Below are 16,072 nucleotides of genomic sequence, written 5' to 3'. Positions count from 1 at the left end.
AGGCTTGCGTCCTACTTCAGATGCTTCGCCAGATGCTTGTTCATTTCGAACATGCTGACCTTGTCCTTGCCGTCGAAGACAGGCTTCAGCTTGGCGTCGGCCAGGATCTCGCGCTTGTTGGCGGGATTCTGCAGGTTGTTCTTCTTGATGTATTCCCAGATCTTCGACACGGTTTCGCCGCGCGAAAGCTGGCCTGCGCCAACGACAGCGGCCAATTCGGCTGAGGGCGTCAGCGGCTTCTGCAGGGCGTTCGTGTTCTTACCAGTGGCCATGGGCTCCCCCAGCTAGTGATGTTGGCGCGACTTCCCGGCGGGGGTCGCCAGGACTGAGTCGCTTGACGCATCCTAACGCGGCGCACGCCTTGCGCTACTGAAGATAAGTCATCTCAGGCGCCTACGGGTTCCACGCGGCGCGGCTCCCCTGCGCAGCAAGTGACGCACCGGCAGTCGGCGCGGCCAGCGTCCGAGCGAAGAAGTCCAGGAGTTCGGGCCAGTCCGGCTCCTGGTCGTAAACTTCTATGTCGAAGTCGACGCCCGCTTCGCACAGCGCGCCCTCCAGGACGCCCAACCGCGGTGGGACATGGCCTACGGCATAGCCAATTCTCACTATACCGTTGATTCGACTGGCAATCTCCCGGGCACTCCGCGGCCCGAGGCCGCGTCCGCCATACGCGCCGACGGCGGCGACCCGCTCAGCCCGGGCAGCCGCCAGGCTCATGGCGAGGTTTGCGCCCGGCCCGAACCCCAGCACGCCGACCCGGGTGTCATCCACCCGTCGCTCGTCCGCCAGATGGTCGAGGCACGCCGCTGCTGCGTCCCTCCGATCCTCCGCGGGCTGCCCCGACAAATCGGGGGCGAGCACAAAATAACTGTGGGCGGATAGGCGCCGGGCCGTGGTTTCCACCTCTGCCGAGAGTCCATGGCGGTCTGGCAGCAGAAGGATCGGCGCCTTGCGGCCGGGGGTGACGGGGCAGGCGACGAAGGCGTCGAGGACGCCGTCTTCCAGCTCGATCTCAATGCGGGCTTCAACCATACGCCCACGTTATTCCTACTATTTTTATAGGAATAACTCTAAAGTCTCGCAGCGAGTTCAGATTTGCTGGGGCCCCCGCTAGCCGCCGCCTTGGAGATCGACCGTCACTTTCGCCGACAGGCCAGGGCGGAGCTTGGCCACCTCCGGCTGCCCGGGATCGAAGCGAAGGCGAACCGGAACGCGTTGAACGATCTTGGTGAAGTTCCCGACGCCAGGCTCGAACGGCAGCAGCGCGAATTGCGAACCCGTGCCCGGCGCGAAACTGTCGATGTGGGCCTTGAGGATCACGCCCGGCAGGGCGTCGACCTTCACCTTGGCCGGCTGGCCGCCCAGCATGCGGGCGGTCTGCGTCTCCTTGAAGTTCGCAGTGACGTAGAGCCGATCCAGCGGGTTGACGACCAGCAGCCGCGAGCCCGGCTGGACATAGTCGCCCACGTTGGCCTGGCGATCCCCCACCACCCCGTTGACGGGCGCGCGGATCAAGGCGTGGTCGGCGTCCTGGCGGGCCAGATCGAGGGCAGCGACGGCCTTGGCGCGCTGGGCGTGGGCCTGGGCGACCGCCGCGACCAGTTCAGCCCGGCGGCCCGACGTAGCCCCCAGCCGGCTGCGGTTGACGGCCAGCTCCGCGCGGGTCCGCTCGGCGGCAGCGGCGGCGGCTACCGCCTGGGTCTCGACGCGGTCGGCGTCGCGCCGGGGGGCGTAGCCCGTCTTGAGCAAAGCTTCGTAGCGACCCCAGTCGGCGCGGGCGCGAGCCACCTCGGCGTCGGCGGCGCGGATGCCGGTCTCGGCCTCGCGCACCTGGGCCACGGCGACGGCCTCGTCGGCGCTGAGCCTGGTCAATACGGCTTCCGCGGCGGCGGCCGCCGCCTCGGCCAGGGCGACATCACCCTCGGCGGCGGCGACGCGGGCGGCGTACTCTGCGGGGTCCAGCCGCACCAGCACCTGACCCGCCTTCACCGGCTGGTTGTCGGCCACCAACACTTCGACGACGTGGCCCCGAACGCGCGGCGCCACCACTGTCACATCTGTGCGGACATAGGCGTTGTCGGTCACGGCCGAACCCTTGGCCGCGTGGATGTAGGAATAGCCGCCCCCGCCCACGACCAGTGCGGCCGCCAGCACCAGAACGCCCCGCGGCGGGAGCCTCCGCCTGGGCTTGACCGGCGCCCCGGTCTCGATCGTCTCCATCTTCATCGCTCGAACACCAGCAGGGTCGACGTCGCGGTGGCGTAGAGCCGACCCCGCTCGTCCACCAGACGGCCCTCGGCGAAGGCCGCACGGCGGCCCAGTTGCACGACACGGCCTTCGGCGCGGACCGGGCCCGTGTTCTTGGTCATCGGACGGTGGTAGGCGACCTTCAGCTCCAGCGTCGTGTAGCCCTGTCCCGCCTTTAACGCAGAGTGCACCGCGCAGCCGACCGCGGAGTCCAACAGGGTCGCCGCATAGCCCCCATGGACGGTCCCAATGGGGTTGTAGACGCTCTCGTCGGGGTGGCCGCCGAACACGACGCGCCCTTCCTCGATCTCGATAGCCGTGAAGCCCAGCGTCTTGCCAATGCCCGGCGCACGCTCGGGCCGTTCGGGATCGAAGGCGGCGCGCAACTGTTCCAGGCCCGACAGCTCGGCGGGTGGCGTGACGGCGTTCATTGCGGGATCCCCATGCGGAGTCTCAGATTGCGCCGCGCATCGGCCAGCAGGCGCTCGGCCGCCTCGGGATCCGAGATGGCGCGCGACACGACGACCGACCCGGCCATTTCGGCCACAAGCGAGGCGGCGTCGGCCTTTCGTTCGTCCGGCAGCCAGCGTGCGACGCGACCGATCAGGTTCAGAACGCCACGTTCGTACGCCGACCTCACCGCCGCGCTCTGGCGAGGCAGTTCGCTGGATAGGGCTGCTATCGGGCATCCCCGCTCGGGATGGTCGCGATGCTCGCGCGTCACATAGATGTCGACGAAGGCGGAGAGCGCCTCGGGCCCGCTCATCCCCTCGGTCAGCCTGGCGAAGCGGCGGCCGCTCTGGTCGAAGGCCTCAGTGATGGCGGCGGCGACCAACGCCTCCTTGTTTGGAAAGTGGGCGTAGAAGCCGCCGTGGGTCAGGCCCGCATGCGCCATGATCTCGGCCACGCCGACACTGTCGGGACCCTTGGCCCGAACCGCTGTGGCGGCGGCCTTCAGCACCTTCCGCCGGGTCTCTTCCTTGTGCGTCTCGCTGTAGCGCATGGCGTTTCACATCGTTATATGATGCTTATCATATTAAGCGCCCGCCGCCGGAACGCAAGACCATGACCGCCGCATCGACCGCCGCAGGCCCGCCTTCCGCCGCCAGCCTGCCCGAGGGCCGCAAGCTCTTGATCTTCGCGATCATGGCGTTCGGGCAGTTCATGGCGCTGCTCGACATCCAGATCGTCGCGGCGTCGCTGAACTCGATCCAGGCGGGCCTGAACGCCGGCCCCGACGAGATCGCCTGGGTTCAGACCTCGTACCTGATGGCCGAGATCGTCATGATCCCGCTGGCGGCGTTCCTCAGCCAGGCGATCTCGACGCGATGGCTGTTCACGGCCTCGGCCGGCCTCTTCACCCTCTCGAGCCTGCTCTGCGGCCTCGCCTGGGACATCAACTCGATGATCGCGTTCCGAGCGATCCAGGGGTTCACGGGCGGCGCCATGGTGCCGCTGGTGTTCGCCACGGGCTTCGTGCTGTTCGACGGGCCCAAGCGCGCGGCGGTCCCGGCCATCCTGGGCATGGTCTCGACGCTGGCGCCCACCCTCGGGCCCAGCGTGGGCGGGCTGATCACCGAGTATGTCGACTGGCGGTGGCTGTTCTTCATGAACATCGTGCCCGGCGTGGCGGTCACCCTGCTCTTCCCGCTCCTGGGCAAGGTGGACAGCGCCAATCCCCGGATGCTGCGCCGGATCGACTGGCTGCACGTGGCTTCGCTGGCGGTCTTCCTGGGCGGACTGCAATACGTGCTGGAGGAAGGCCCGCGGCACGAGTGGTTCAACGACGACGCGGTGCTGGCCGCCGCCTGGATCTCGTTCGTGGGCGCGGTCGTCTTCTTCGAGCGCACGTTCTTCTCGACGATGCCGGTCGTGAAGCTGACGCCGTTCCTGCGGCCCACCTTCGCGATGGCCTGCGTGCTGAACCTTGTGATCGGCTTTGGGCTGTATGCGGCCACCTACCTGACGCCCGTCTACCTGGGCCGGGTGCGCGAGTTCTCCAGCCTGCAGATCGGGACCACGGTGTTCGTCACCGGCGTCGCCATGACCATCACCGCACCGATCGCGGCCCGGCTCTCGACCAAGGTGGACGGGCGTTATGTCATCGCAGTCGGGTTCTCGATGTTCGCCCTCTCGCTCTGGATGTTCTCGAACGTCACCCCGGAGTGGGGCTTCTGGGATCTGTTCTGGCCGCAGGTGATGCGCGGGCTGGCCATGCTGCTCTGCATCGTGCCGGCGGTGAGCATGGCGCTGAACGGCGTGCCACCCGACCAGCTTCCGTACGCCTCAGGCCTCTTCAACCTGATGCGCAACCTCGGCGGCGCGATCGGCATCGCCGTCGTGAACACCTGGCTGATCGACTTTACCCGCGCCCACGTGAACAGCCTGTCGGCCGCCATGGGCGAGCAGCCCCAGCGCGCGGGCGAGATGGTCCGGGGGCTGACGCAGATGGCCTTGCAGTGGACGCCCGACGCCGCGCGGGCGGGACAGATCGCCGACGGGTTGATGGGCCGGGTTCTGGGCCGCGAGGCGCTGACCCTGGCCTTCTCCGACACCTACCTGCTGATGGCCATGCTGTTCGCGGGCGCGCTGCTGATCGTGCCGTTCGCCAAGCCCGCCCCCGTCGGAGGACCGTCGACGCCTGCCGGCCACTAGCCCTCCCTGGCGGCAGGGGGCTAGCGTCCGGGCAAAGGGAGGGCCGCCACGATGTCCGATACACCGATCCTGTACGAGACGCCCGCTGACCACATCGTCCGCATCGTCCTGAACCGGCCCGAAAGCCGCAATGCCCAGGACACCAGCCTGCTCTACGCCTTGAACAACGCCTTCGACCGCGCCGCGCAGGACGACACGGTGAAGGTGATCATCCTGGCCGCCGCCGGGCCGCATTTCTCGTCCGGCCACGACCTGCGCGAGGGCGGCTCGATCGCCGAGCAGATGTCGCCCTTCGACCTGGTCGGAACCTGGTGCGGCTTCGGCTGTGCGGGCGCCGAAGGGCGGATGGCGCGGGAGAAGGAGATCTATCTCGGCCTCTCCGAGCGGTGGCGCAACATTCCCAAGCCCACCATCGCCCAGGTGCAGGGCAAGTGCATTTCGGGCGGACTGATGCTGGCCTGGCCCTGCGACCTGATCGTGGCCAGCGACGACGCCGCCTTCTGCGACAACACGGTCGGCATGGGCGTTGGCGGCGTGGAGTATTTCGCCCATCCCTGGGAACTGGGGCCGCGCAAGGCGAAGGAACTCCTGTTCACCGCCGACTGGCTGACCGCCCAGGAGGCGAAGGCGTTGGGGATGGTGAACCATGTCGTGCCGGCCGGAGACCTGGCCGCGTTCACGCTGGCGCTAGCGATCCGGATCGCCGCCAAGCCCCTCTTCGCCCTGAAGCTGGCCAAGGAGGCGGTGAACGCCGCCGAGGACGCACAGGGCCGGGTGGGCGCCATGACGACCGCGTTCGCCCTGCACCAGCTGGCCCACACGCACAACGTCGTGGTGCACGGCGTGCCGGTGGACCCCAGCGGCCTCCAGGTGCGCCGGAAGACATAGGTCTGGCCACTGGCGCAGCTCCCTGTAGAATTCCGTTCTCCAAGGAGGGGCTGACCCATGGAAATCGTTCTGGATCCCATCGATCGTCGCATCCTGCGCGAACTGCAGCGCGACGCGACGGTTCCGATCGCCGATCTGGCCCTGCACGTGGGACTGTCGCAGACCCCCTGCTGGAAACGGGTGAAGCGGCTTACAGACGCCGGGGTGATTACCCGCCGCGTCGCCCTGCTCGCGCGGGAGAAGCTGGACCTGGGCCTGGTGGTGTTCGTCTCGGTGCGCACCAGCCGTCACGACCCCGAGTGGCTGGACGCTTTCGCCAAGGCGGCCGCATCGATGCCCGAGGTGGTCGAGTTCTACCGCCTGTCGGGCGACACGGACTATCTGCTGAAAGTGCTGGTCAAGGACATCGCCGCGTACGACGCCTTCTACAAGCGCCTGATCGCCGCCGTGCCGCTGTCGGATGTCTCCTCGGCGTTCGCTATGGAGCAGATCAAGTACACCACCGCCCTGCCCGTCTGATCCGCGCATTGCGAGCCTGAAACCAGCCGTCGTTTGACTTACCCCCGCGGCAGGCCTCCACTTTCGTCCAAACGACAAGACTAGAGTGGGAGGCGTGACGATGGCTTGGACCGTGGCGGACGTATGGGAGGCTATCGCGGCGAGTCAGCCGGAGCGGCCCGCGCTGATCCAGGCTGACCGGGTGATCAGCTGGGCCGAGTTCGACGCCCGCGCCGATGCTCTCGCCGCGCACTTCATCGCCAAGGGCATGGGCCACCAGGCCAAGGTCGCAGGTTATCTGTACAATGGGCCTGAGTACCTCGAGAGCTACTTCGCCGCCTTCAAGGGCGGGTTCGCGCCGGTGAACACCAACTATCGCTATGGTCCCGAGGAGGTGCGCTACCTCTTCGACAACGCCGACGCCGAGGCTGTGGTCTTCCACGCCGGCTTCACCGAGCTGCTCGAGAAGATCCGGCCCCAGCTGCCCAAGGTGAAGGCGTGGGTCGCCGTCGCCGAGCCCGGGCATGCCGTGCCCGCATGGGCTGACGACTACGACGCCATCGTCGCGAAGGTTCCGGCTCAGCGGCCGGTGCGCGCGCCGTGGGGCCGGTCGGGCGACGATCTGCTGCTGCTGTATACCGGCGGCACCACCGGCATGCCGAAGGGCGTGATGTGGCGCCAGGACGACCTGTTCCAGGTGCTGGGCGCGGGCGGCAACGCGGCGATGGGCATCCCGCCTGCCACCTCGATCCCCGAGCTGATCGAAAGGATCCACGGGCCCGAGCACCTGCGCGCCACCATGATGACCTGCGCGCCGCTGATGCACGGCACCGGGCAGTTCTCGTCCTTCATCTCGCTGAACGGCGGCGGCACGGTCTGCGTCCTGCCGTCCCGGAAGTTCAATGCGATCGAGCTCTGGAACGAGGTCCAGCGGCTGAAGATCACCAACATCGTCATCGTGGGCCTGGCCTTCTCGACGCCGATGCTGGAGGCGTTGGACGCCAACCCCGGCAGCTGGGACCTTTCCAGCGTCCGCTCGATGAGTTCATCGGGCTCGATGTGGAGCTACGAGAACAAGAAGGGCCTCCTGCGTCACATACCGCAGGCCATGATCGCCGACAGCTTCGGCTCGTCGGAAGCCGTGGGCCTCGGCGCCTCGGCCTCGGCGGCAGGCGCGGAGGCCCAGACGGCGGCCTTCATGCTGGGCCCGAACACCGCGGTCTTCACCGAGGATGGCAAGCGCGTCGAACCCGGCTCGGGCGAGCGCGGCCTGGTGGCCGTCAGCGGCTTCCTGCCCATGGGCTACTACAAGGACGAGGAGAAGTCGGCGAAGACCTTCAAGGTCATGGAAGGCATCCGCTGGAGCGTGCCCGGCGACTGGGCCGAGGTGAACACCGACGGCACGCTGAAGCTGCTGGGCCGCGGCTCGGTCTGCATCAACACCGGCGGCGAGAAGGTCTTCCCCGAAGAGGTCGAGGAAGCGCTCAAGCGCCACGACTCGGTCCGCGACGCCGTGGTCGTGGGCGTGGCCGATCCCCGCTTCGGCGAGCGCATCTGCGCCGTCGTCGAGCCCGAAGCCGACGCCCAGCCGACGCTGGCCGAGCTCTCGGCCTTCGTCCAGTCGCAGCTGGCCGGCTACAAGGCGCCCCGCGAGCTGGTGCTGGTGGACAGCATCGGCCGCGCCCCCAACGGCAAGGTCGACTACAAGGCTATCAAGGAGCGCGCTCTGGCAGCGCTGGGTGTTCCCGCGTAGACTTCTCCCAAAGGTTGTGGAGATGCGGCCATGCGCGCGATCAGGGCTCTGCGTTCGGCGCTGGCTTTCCTGATCCCCACGGCCGTGCTGCTTTTGCTCCCGGCCGCTCTTGCCCCCGGCGGGACTTGGCTGTGGCCCCAGGGCCTCGCCTTCATGGGTTTGCTGTGCGTCTTCGTGATCGGAGCGCGGATCGCGATGGCGGTCTATCGTCCGGCGAGTTTCGAGGTGCGTCAGGGCGGCTTCGTCGCCGACAAGGCCAAGCGTCAGCCGCTGATCGATGCCATCGCACTCATGAGCTACCTCGTCCTGCTCGCGATGTGGCTGGTCTTCATCCCGCTCGACGTGTTCGTGCTCCACCTGCTGCCGCCCGTGGCCAGCTGGGTGTCGGGCCTCGGACTGGCCACGGCGATCGGCGGGCTCTTCGTGACGCACGCCGCCGTCTGGCAGAACCAGTTCGCGGCGCCGACCATCGATGAGCAGGCCGGCCAGCAGGTGATCGACAGCGGCGTCTACGCCCTGATCCGCCATCCGCTCTACGCCGGGAACCTGATGCTGTTCGCGGGCGGCGCGCTCTGGCTGGGCAGCAGTGCGGCGCTGGCGACCGTGACACAGCTCGCCGCCACGCTGTGGCGTATCCGGATGGCGGAGGCCTACCTACGCAAGACCCTGCCGGACTACGCCGACTATGCGCGGCGCGTGCGGGGCCGGTTGATCCCGTACGTCTTCTAGCGCTTCGGGCGCGGTTCCTTCGACAGGCGAGTCATCAGCAGCGCCGCGCGCTTGGCCTGGCGATCCAGGCTCCTGAGGTCGGCGGTCTCGCCTGGGGCGTGGCTGCCCTCCCCGGCCATTCCCATGCCGACCAGCCCGTCGATGAAGGCGACGAACGAGATGTCGCCCGCGCCGCGGTTGGCCGGATCTCCCGCCGGCATCTGCGGCAGACCCAGCGTCGTGTTGACCTCATTGAGTCTGGCCAGCAGCGCCCTGTTGCCTTCGGTCGGCGCCATCGGCGGGTAACCGTCGTCCGAGAACACAAGCTCGGCCTGCGCCTTGTCCAGATGGCGGCCCACGATGGCTTTCATCTTCGCGCGCACGCGCTCTTCCTGTTCGGGCGACAGGGTTCGGATGTCACCTCGGGCGATCGCCTGTGCGGCGATAACGTTGGGCTTGCCGGTCGCGCCGCCACCGGTATCGCCAGCATTAAGTTCGGCCGACGTCCCGCCTACGATCAGGCCGACGTTGTAGGTCAGGTTCGGTTCGGGAAGTTCGAGACGGAACGCATCGACGATGCGCGCCAGCTCGTAGATCGCGCCGCAGCCTGCCGACGGTTTGCAGACCCCGGACGAGTGCCCGGATTTCGCCGTCGCGGTGATCGTCCACGACGTGGAGGAGCGACGCGCGATCGACCCGATGTCCTGGCCGCCACTCTGCGACAGACCCTCGAAGTCGAGCGCCACGTCGCTGACCTTGGCCGCGGCGATCAGGTCGGCGCGAGCTTCGGCCAGCGGCTCGCCCGGCTTCTCCTCATCGCCGGTCAGCACCACCGTGATGTCGGCGTTCTTGAGCGTGCCCGCAGCATGCATGGCCCGAAGCGCCGCGACGATCACGACGTCGCCGCCCTTCATGTCGCCGACGCCTGGGCCTTCGACGATGTCGCCCTTACGCTTCCAGCCCTGAAACGGGCTGTCAGGCTCGAACACGGTGTCGAGATGGCCGATCAGCAGCAGGCGCTTGCCCTTGCCGTTGCCCTTGTGCGTGGCGATCAGGTGGCCGGCGCGGCCCACCTTGGCCATGGGAATCCATCGGACGGTGAAGCCCAGTTGCTCGAACTCGGGGGTCAGCATGCGGCCGACCTGTTCGACACCGGCCAGGTTCATGGTGCCGGAGTTCACCAGGACCAGCGCCTCCAGCAGCTTGACGTTGCGTGCGTGATCGGCCTCGACGGCAGCGACCATCCTGGCCTCAGCGGGGTCACTTGGGGCCGCGACGGCGGGAACGCAAAGCGCAAGCGCGGCCAGAACGGCCGCGCCCGGAATTCGATGGCGCATAGATCAGCTCGGTTGGCGGAGACTTCTCACGAACTCTACGAGAGCCGAGCGGGAGACGCCACGGGGTAAGCCGGCATAGGCCTTTAGGAGTTCCAGGGCCCCAGGTTCGGCCAGGAGGGCCGCGACCTCGTCCACTGCGCCACTGGACGCCGACGCTTCGCCGAACATCTCGGCGACCGGCACGCTCAAGGTCTTGGCGATGCGGGTCAGCATCGAGGCCGAGACGCGATTGGCGCCCCGTTCGTACTTCTGAATCTGCTGGAAGGTGACCCCGGCGGCTTCCGCCAGGGCTTGTTGGGAAAGGCCCCGTACCTTTCGCAACAGCCGGATCCGCGCGCCTACCGCAACGTCAACAGGGTCGGCAGCGGCTTCAGGTTTATTGGCCATGGGTGCTCTTGTCTTCTTAGCGGGGGGCAGGTTGTTGTTTTTTGGGTAGCTCGCATCTGGGGGGAAACGCGTCACTTGGGGGGTTTAACGCCTACTGCTCCTGGTTTGATAGATCATCCGCGGGCGGCACCAGGTTTGCCTGCGGCGATGGTAGGTCGGAGATCACGTAGCAGGCCTCCGCCATCGCGATGCCCAGAGCCCGCCGCAATGAAGCAAAGACCGGGGCTTCGCGTTCGAGAAGGATGAGCTCCTCCTCATAGGGCGCCAGCAGCTCCACCAGGTTCTGGGCCAGCTTTCTGCCGTGCTCCTCGTCCTGAATCATCGGGCCCCCTTTTGTGGCAAACTCGACCATCGATCAGGGGATTGCAAGCAACTGGAGCGAGCGCGTGGCGTAACGGCGATCATCCGTCGAATGCGACCTGGAACCCTCGGACGATCAGAGGGTTAGACGCCCTTATGAGCCAAATTCGCCACAATGCGAGGCTCCCGCAAACGTGCGAGATCGTCGAATTCGACACCGCCGCGCTGGACGCCTGCAGCGCCGACGCCGTCTCGGAACTGCTAAGCAAGGCAAGGCTTGTCGCCGGCGGTTCGCGCCTGGCGGCGAGGCTGTGGAACTGCTCAAGTTGGCCAAGTAGTTGTCATTGGGACCGGCCCACCGACGATCTGAGTCGCGCCCATGCCTGAAGGCTTGCAGCGGCCCTCAAGCGCCTTGCTCGCGAGAGTTGTGAACGCCCCATTTCGGGTAGTTGAGTTGTCAGGGCGCGGCCCGCCGAAACCCCGTCCGGGTGCTCTCTCGGCGCCGACGCGACATCGTACATCACCGACCGCGACCGGATCGCCATGTCGAAAATGCTGGCCGGTGGTTCCTCGCCGGCTTCACCGGGTGACGGCTTCCCGACGGGCCAGACCAACTCGCAAAGGCGCCGCGCGACGGCGCGGCTGGGCCAAAAAAAAGCCGCGCCCGAAGGCGCGGCAGTTCATTAGGGAGGAAACGCCCAAAAGGGCAAGACCACTAATGAGCCTTTGCTGCACTGCACGCAAGCGAAAAATATCATCGACGCGAGAATTCTTTGGAAACCGGTGTCATTTCACCTCTGCCGAGGGAAGCGTCGCTGCGTCAGCGACTGTTGCATCGCAGCGAAATCATGGGGGTTAGGCGACCCAGTCGCGCTTCAGGCCACGAGCTGCGAGCGCGAACAGCGCCGCGCTGACGACGTAGAAGCTCAGGCCGGAGTAGATGGCGTAGCGCAGCGCCTCGGCCCCGAAGCGCGGGGTGAGCGCATCCGAAACGGCCCCGAAATACCAGGTGCCCAGGCCTAGCCCGATCAGGTTGTTCACGAAGAGGAAACAGGCCGAAGCGGTTGAACGCTGGGCCGCCGGGACGAGGTGCTGAACCGCCGTAATGACAGGCCCCAGCCACACCAGGTTCAGGCCGGTCGGAATCAGGAACAGCACGAACGCCACCGCCAGCGACTGCGCCTGCACCGCCAGCACGAAGCAGGGCAGCGCCAGCAGGAACGCGACGGCCGGCACGAGCAGGTACGCTGCTGGCCGCGCCTGCCCCAGCCGGTCGCCCAGCACCCCGCCCGCCCAGACGCCGATCACGCCGCCCACCAGGGTCATCGACCCCAGGAACAGCGACCGATCGACGAGACCCATGCCCAGGCTGCGTTCGAAGAAGCTGGGCAACCAGAACGCAACGCCATAGCCACAGACCGACGAGGCAGCCGCGCCAAGTGAGATCAGCCAGAAACTGGGCTTGGCGAGCAGCTCTTTAAGGCCGGCGACGACGGGCGTCGGAGCGCTCACAGGGGTCTCGCGCGGCGGCTCCTTGACCACGAGCCGGAAGATCGGCGCCAGCAGCACGCCCGCGAGGCCCACGATGATGAAGGCGGCCCGCCAGTCGATGGTGGCTGCGATCAGCCCGCCGAAGAGGATGCCCAGCGCGGAGCCTATGGGGATGCCGAACGAGTAGGCCGCCAGCGCCCTCGCCCGCTGGTCCTTGGGGAAGTAGTCGCTGATCAGCGAGTAGGCCGGGGCCACGCCGCCCGCTTCGCCGACGCCGACGCCCATCCGGCACAGGAACAGCTGCCAGAAGCCGGTCGCCAGGCCGCAGAGGGCTGTGAAGCCGCTCCAGAGCGTGAGCGCCCCGGTCATGATCCAGGTGCGGCTCGAGCGGTCGGCCCACGCGGCGATGGGCACGCCCAGGCCGGTATAGAACAGCGCAAACGCCAGCCCGCCCATCAGCCCCAACTGGCTGTCGGTGAGGCCAAGGTCCTTCTTGATCGACCCGGCCAGGATTCCGAGGATCTGCCGGTCCAGGAAGTTGAACGTGTAGGCGAGGATCAGGACCGCCAGCACGACGATCCGGTAGCGCTGGGTCATGGAAGGCCACCCGCAAAACGAAAGACGCCCGGCTCCGAGGGGGATCCGGGCGTCTCGCTATGTCAGAACTTCGCTTCGACCGTGAGGCTCACGGTACGCGGCGGGCCGTAGTAGGCGTTGACCGAGTTGCCGAAGAGGACGCCGGCCGACTGCGGGAAGTTGTAGCCGCCGATCCGGTATTCCTCGTCGCCGAGGTTCTTGCCGTGCAGCCCGACGCGATAGCGGTCGTCGGCCGAGGTCCAGACCACGCTAGCGTCCAGCAGCCAGTAGCTGTCCTGGTCGAGGCGAGAGGGGATTTCGAACATGTTGAACGACGAGCGGTACGAGGCCGACGGGATGAAGGCGATCGAGCCGTTGTCGCCCAGGTCGGCCTTGTAGGTCAGGCTGACCGAGCCGTTCCACTTCGGCGTGTTCTGGAAGACCCGCTCGTTGGCGAAGTCGCGCACCACCGGGGGTGTTCGCGTCAGATCCAGCGCCCGGTACTCGTCGAACTCGGCCTTGGTGTAGCCCAGCGAGAAGTTGGCGAAGAGGCTCTCGGTGAAGTTGGCCTGACCTTCGAACTCGGCGCCGTAGATGTGGCTCCTGCCGACGTTCAGCACCTGGGACGCGATCGAGGCGCCGACCGGAGTCTGCTGAGTGATCTGCTGGTCCTTGTACTTCGAATAGAACACCGCGGTGTTCAGCGACAGGCGCCGGTCGAAGAAGTAGCCCTTCAGGCCACCCTCATAGCTGTCGACCTTCTCAGGGTCGTAGCCATTGACTGAGGTGGGCGTGAGGATCGCGTCGGCCCGCATGTCGAAGCCGCCCGACTTGAAGCCCTGGCTGAACGAGACGTAGCCGTTCACGTCGTCGGTAATGTCGTACTTCACGCTGACGCGCGGGGTGAACCGCTCGTAGGTGTCGGAGCTGACGAAGTTCGAGCGGATCAGGCCGGGGACCGCCAGGCGGTTGCCGAACAGCGGGGTCTTCAGCCCGGTGAAGTTCTGGCGATAGACCTGCCCGGTCTTCTTGTCCTTGGTGTAGCGGCCGCCCAGCGAGATCGAGAGGCGGTCAGTGACGTCATAGCTCACGTCGGCGAAGGCCGAGTAGCTCTTGGTGTCGACGGCGCCGGCCGTGGCGATCGACAGATTGGCCTGGCTCAGCACGGTGTCGAAGGCGCCCGCCGCCGTGGCGTTCAGGTAGTAGAGGCCGAACACGCCCTGGAGCCGGTCGCTCGTGTAGAGCAGCTGGAACTCCTGGGTGAACTGGTGGTCGTTGTAGCGCGCCGGGATGTCCAGAATCGACGCCGGCAGGGTGTCGAAGTCGATGACGCCTTCGGTCTCGCCAGCGCGATAGGCCGTGATCGACTTGAAGGTCAGCGTGTCGCTGGCCTTCCACTCGCCCAGCAGCGACACGCCGCGGGCCTCGACCTTGTTCTTGTCGCCGGCGCCGGCACGGGTGTCATAGATGTCCGACAGCACCTCGCCGCCGGCGATCGGCTGGCCGAGGGCGTTCAGGGCCGGGACCTCGCGGTGCCCGTGACGCGGGTTCGAACGGTCGGTGACGATATCGCCCGACAGGCGGAAGAAGAGGCTCTCGGACGGGGTGACCTCGACGGTGGCGCGGGCGGCCACCACGTCCTTGTTGTAGTGCTCTGCGCCGGTCGTCAGGTTCTTGCCGAAACCGTCGCGGTTGAACGTGGCCCACGTCAGGCCCAGGCCTAGCCAGTCGTTGACCTGGCCCTTGGCCGAGGCGACGAGGTCCTTCTGGTCGTACGAGCCATAGGCGCCCTTGATCTTGAACTGCGGGTCGCCCTCGATCTTGCCGGTGACGTACTTGATCGCGCCGCCGATGGTGTTTCGGCCGTAGAGCGTGCCCTGCGGACCGCGCAGCACCTCCAGGCGCTGAACGTCGAAGATGTCGAGCACGGCGGCCTGCGGACGCGCGACGTAGACGTCGTCGATGTAGAGGCCGACCCCGGGCTCGAAGCCCCACAGCGGGTCCTGCTGGCCGACGCCGCGGATGAACGAGATCAGCGTCGAGTTCGAACCGCGCGCCACCTGGACGGTAAGGTTCGGGGTGGTCTGCTGCAGCGTGGTGATGTCAACGGCGCCGGTGGCGGCCAGGCGTTCGCCGGTGACCGCGGTTACGGCGACCGGCACGTCCTTCAGGCTCTCCTCACGGCGGCGGGCGGTGACCACCACCTCTTCGACACCGGCGCCCTCTTCGGCGGCCTGAGCGAACGCGAGCGTGGGAACGACGGACCAGGCGGCGCCCGCAAGGAGGGCGGCTTTCACGAAGCTTTTCATGTTCTTCCTCCCAGCGCCGACCTGCCCCGATGGCCGGAGCGGCGCCGCACATTTTCACTGACTAGTGAATTGAAGAACCTTCTGAGCCATTCGCGCGCGATCCGCCAGGGGCTGGAGCGACCGGCGCGGCACATTTTAAGCGGGTGATGAATTTATGGCACAGTAGCTGCCCTGCGCGATCAGAGCCGGCGGCGCACAACCTCGGTCAGGCCGGCCGCACACCACGCATAGAGCCGGTCGCGCACAGCCTCCAGGTCGGTCGACCGGCACAGGCCGTCCGACAGCTGGTCGATGCGTCCGGTCTCGGAGAGGGTCAGCATCATCGCCCCAGTGAGGAACTGATAGCCCCAGTAGAGGTCTCGCAGCTCGGCGCCCGGCAGCGCCATCTTCAGCATGTCCACCAGCTGGTGGACCACGGGATCGAAGAAGCGATGCATGGTCTCGCCGCCCCACGCGGGCGTGTTGTTCACCAACGCCACCAGCCGGAAGTAGTTCGTCCAGCCTTCATCGTTCGTCATCGAGCGCTGGATCAGAGGATCTATGAAGGCGCCGATGATACCCTCGGGCGTCATGGTCCCGACGTGTGCGTCGGCGTAGGCCCGCATCGCCGCCACTCGCTCGTCGTTGAGGATCTCGGCCCTGCGGGCAAACACGCTGTCGAATAACTCGCGCTTGGCGCCGAAGTAGTAGTGGATGAGCGCCGTGTCGACGCCGGCTTCGGAAGCCACCTGTCGGACCGTGACGCCGTAGAAGCCGTGACGCGAGAACAGGGCCTCCGCCGCGTCCAGAATGGACTGGCGAAGGTCGGGCCCCTGGCCTTTGGGGCGACGTCCGCGCAGCGCGCCGCCTGCCTGTCCGTCCGCCCGGGCCAACCGTCTCTCCAGCATCTCACCGCGCATCGCTAGCACTGTTTGCCCGCGTTG

At 67.1% G+C, this 16,072-nt stretch carries 16 protein-coding genes; 5 read left to right on the top strand and 11 right to left on the bottom strand.

Going from position 1 to position 16,072, the window contains the following annotated elements:
* Positions 1-11: 11 nt before the first annotated feature.
* From EPN98_RS14625 to EPN98_RS14605, 5 genes are all read right to left on the bottom strand, one after another.
* Complete coding sequence (locus tag EPN98_RS14625; RefSeq protein ID WP_293363592.1) at positions 12-272, bottom strand: SWIB/MDM2 domain-containing protein; 261 nt, start codon at positions 270-272, stop codon at positions 12-14.
* Positions 273-393: 121 nt separating this feature from the next.
* Positions 394-1,032, bottom strand: a complete 639-nt coding sequence (locus EPN98_RS14620) for a dienelactone hydrolase family protein (protein ID WP_293363591.1) — start codon at positions 1,030-1,032, stop codon at positions 394-396.
* Positions 1,033-1,110: 78 nt separating this feature from the next.
* Complete coding sequence (locus EPN98_RS14615) at positions 1,111-2,226, bottom strand: HlyD family secretion protein (RefSeq protein ID WP_293363589.1); 1,116 nt, start codon at positions 2,224-2,226, stop codon at positions 1,111-1,113.
* On the bottom strand, positions 2,223-2,678 hold the full coding sequence (locus EPN98_RS14610) for a PaaI family thioesterase (protein ID WP_293363588.1): 456 nt from the start codon (positions 2,676-2,678) through the stop codon (positions 2,223-2,225). Before EPN98_RS14610 ends, EPN98_RS14615 begins: the two co-directional genes overlap by 4 nt.
* Positions 2,675-3,250 (bottom strand): TetR/AcrR family transcriptional regulator, encoded by a 576-nt coding sequence (locus EPN98_RS14605; RefSeq protein WP_293363587.1) that lies wholly within the window; start codon positions 3,248-3,250, stop codon positions 2,675-2,677. The genes EPN98_RS14610 and EPN98_RS14605 overlap by 4 nt, the downstream gene beginning before the upstream one ends.
* 62 nt (positions 3,251-3,312) lie before the next feature.
* Here EPN98_RS14605 and EPN98_RS14600 point away from each other — a divergent pair, with 62 nt between their 5' ends.
* The 5 genes from EPN98_RS14600 to EPN98_RS14580 all read left to right on the top strand — a co-directional run bounded on the left by EPN98_RS14600 (position 3,313) and on the right by EPN98_RS14580 (position 8,770).
* The gene (locus tag EPN98_RS14600; protein ID WP_293363585.1) at positions 3,313-4,902 is read left to right on the top strand and encodes a DHA2 family efflux MFS transporter permease subunit; all 1,590 of its coding nucleotides are present in this window, start codon (positions 3,313-3,315) and stop codon (positions 4,900-4,902) included.
* A 51-nt stretch (positions 4,903-4,953) separates the two neighbouring features.
* Positions 4,954-5,790: an enoyl-CoA hydratase gene (locus tag EPN98_RS14595; RefSeq protein ID WP_293363584.1), complete on the top strand. Its 837-nt coding sequence runs from the start codon at positions 4,954-4,956 to the stop codon at positions 5,788-5,790.
* Between the two features lie 57 nt (positions 5,791-5,847).
* Positions 5,848-6,309, top strand: coding sequence for an Lrp/AsnC family transcriptional regulator (locus EPN98_RS14590; RefSeq protein ID WP_293363582.1), 462 nt, complete (start codon positions 5,848-5,850; stop codon positions 6,307-6,309).
* Between the two features lie 100 nt (positions 6,310-6,409).
* Positions 6,410-8,041, top strand: coding sequence for an AMP-binding protein (locus EPN98_RS14585; RefSeq protein ID WP_293363581.1), 1,632 nt, complete (start codon positions 6,410-6,412; stop codon positions 8,039-8,041).
* A gap of 30 nt (positions 8,042-8,071) precedes the next feature.
* A complete protein-coding gene (locus tag EPN98_RS14580) occupies positions 8,072-8,770 on the top strand; it encodes an isoprenylcysteine carboxylmethyltransferase family protein (RefSeq protein WP_293363579.1) in 699 nt (232 codons plus the stop codon).
* Here the strand turns inward: EPN98_RS14580 and EPN98_RS14575 are convergent.
* The 6 genes from EPN98_RS14575 to EPN98_RS14550 all read right to left on the bottom strand — a co-directional run bounded on the left by EPN98_RS14575 (position 8,767) and on the right by EPN98_RS14550 (position 16,021).
* Positions 8,767-9,993 carry a M20/M25/M40 family metallo-hydrolase gene (locus tag EPN98_RS14575; RefSeq protein WP_293363577.1) on the bottom strand — a complete coding sequence of 409 codons (1,227 nt, stop codon included), beginning with the start codon at positions 9,991-9,993 and terminating at the stop codon, positions 8,767-8,769. The genes EPN98_RS14580 and EPN98_RS14575 overlap by 4 nt on opposite strands.
* Positions 9,994-10,089: 96 nt before the next feature.
* The gene (locus EPN98_RS14570) at positions 10,090-10,473 is read right to left on the bottom strand and encodes a helix-turn-helix transcriptional regulator (RefSeq protein ID WP_293363576.1); all 384 of its coding nucleotides are present in this window, start codon (positions 10,471-10,473) and stop codon (positions 10,090-10,092) included.
* A 91-nt stretch (positions 10,474-10,564) separates the two neighbouring features.
* Positions 10,565-10,795, bottom strand: a complete 231-nt coding sequence (locus EPN98_RS14565; protein ID WP_293363575.1) for a hypothetical protein — start codon at positions 10,793-10,795, stop codon at positions 10,565-10,567.
* An 833-nt stretch (positions 10,796-11,628) separates the two neighbouring features.
* Positions 11,629-12,861: an MFS transporter gene (locus EPN98_RS14560; RefSeq protein ID WP_293363573.1), complete on the bottom strand. Its 1,233-nt coding sequence runs from the start codon at positions 12,859-12,861 to the stop codon at positions 11,629-11,631.
* Positions 12,862-12,923: 62 nt separating this feature from the next.
* A complete protein-coding gene (locus EPN98_RS14555; RefSeq protein ID WP_293363571.1) occupies positions 12,924-15,149 on the bottom strand; it encodes a TonB-dependent receptor in 2,226 nt (741 codons plus the stop codon).
* 179 nt (positions 15,150-15,328) lie between these two features.
* Entirely contained in the window at positions 15,329-16,021 is a 693-nt protein-coding gene (locus EPN98_RS14550; protein ID WP_293363569.1) for a TetR/AcrR family transcriptional regulator, read from the bottom strand.
* Positions 16,022-16,072: the final 51 nt, after the last annotated feature.

The organism is Phenylobacterium sp. (assembly GCF_004299445.1).
In the GTDB taxonomy this organism is placed as follows: Bacteria; Pseudomonadota; Alphaproteobacteria; order Caulobacterales; family Caulobacteraceae; genus Phenylobacterium.
This window is presented reverse-complemented; position numbering and strand designations above follow the sequence as displayed.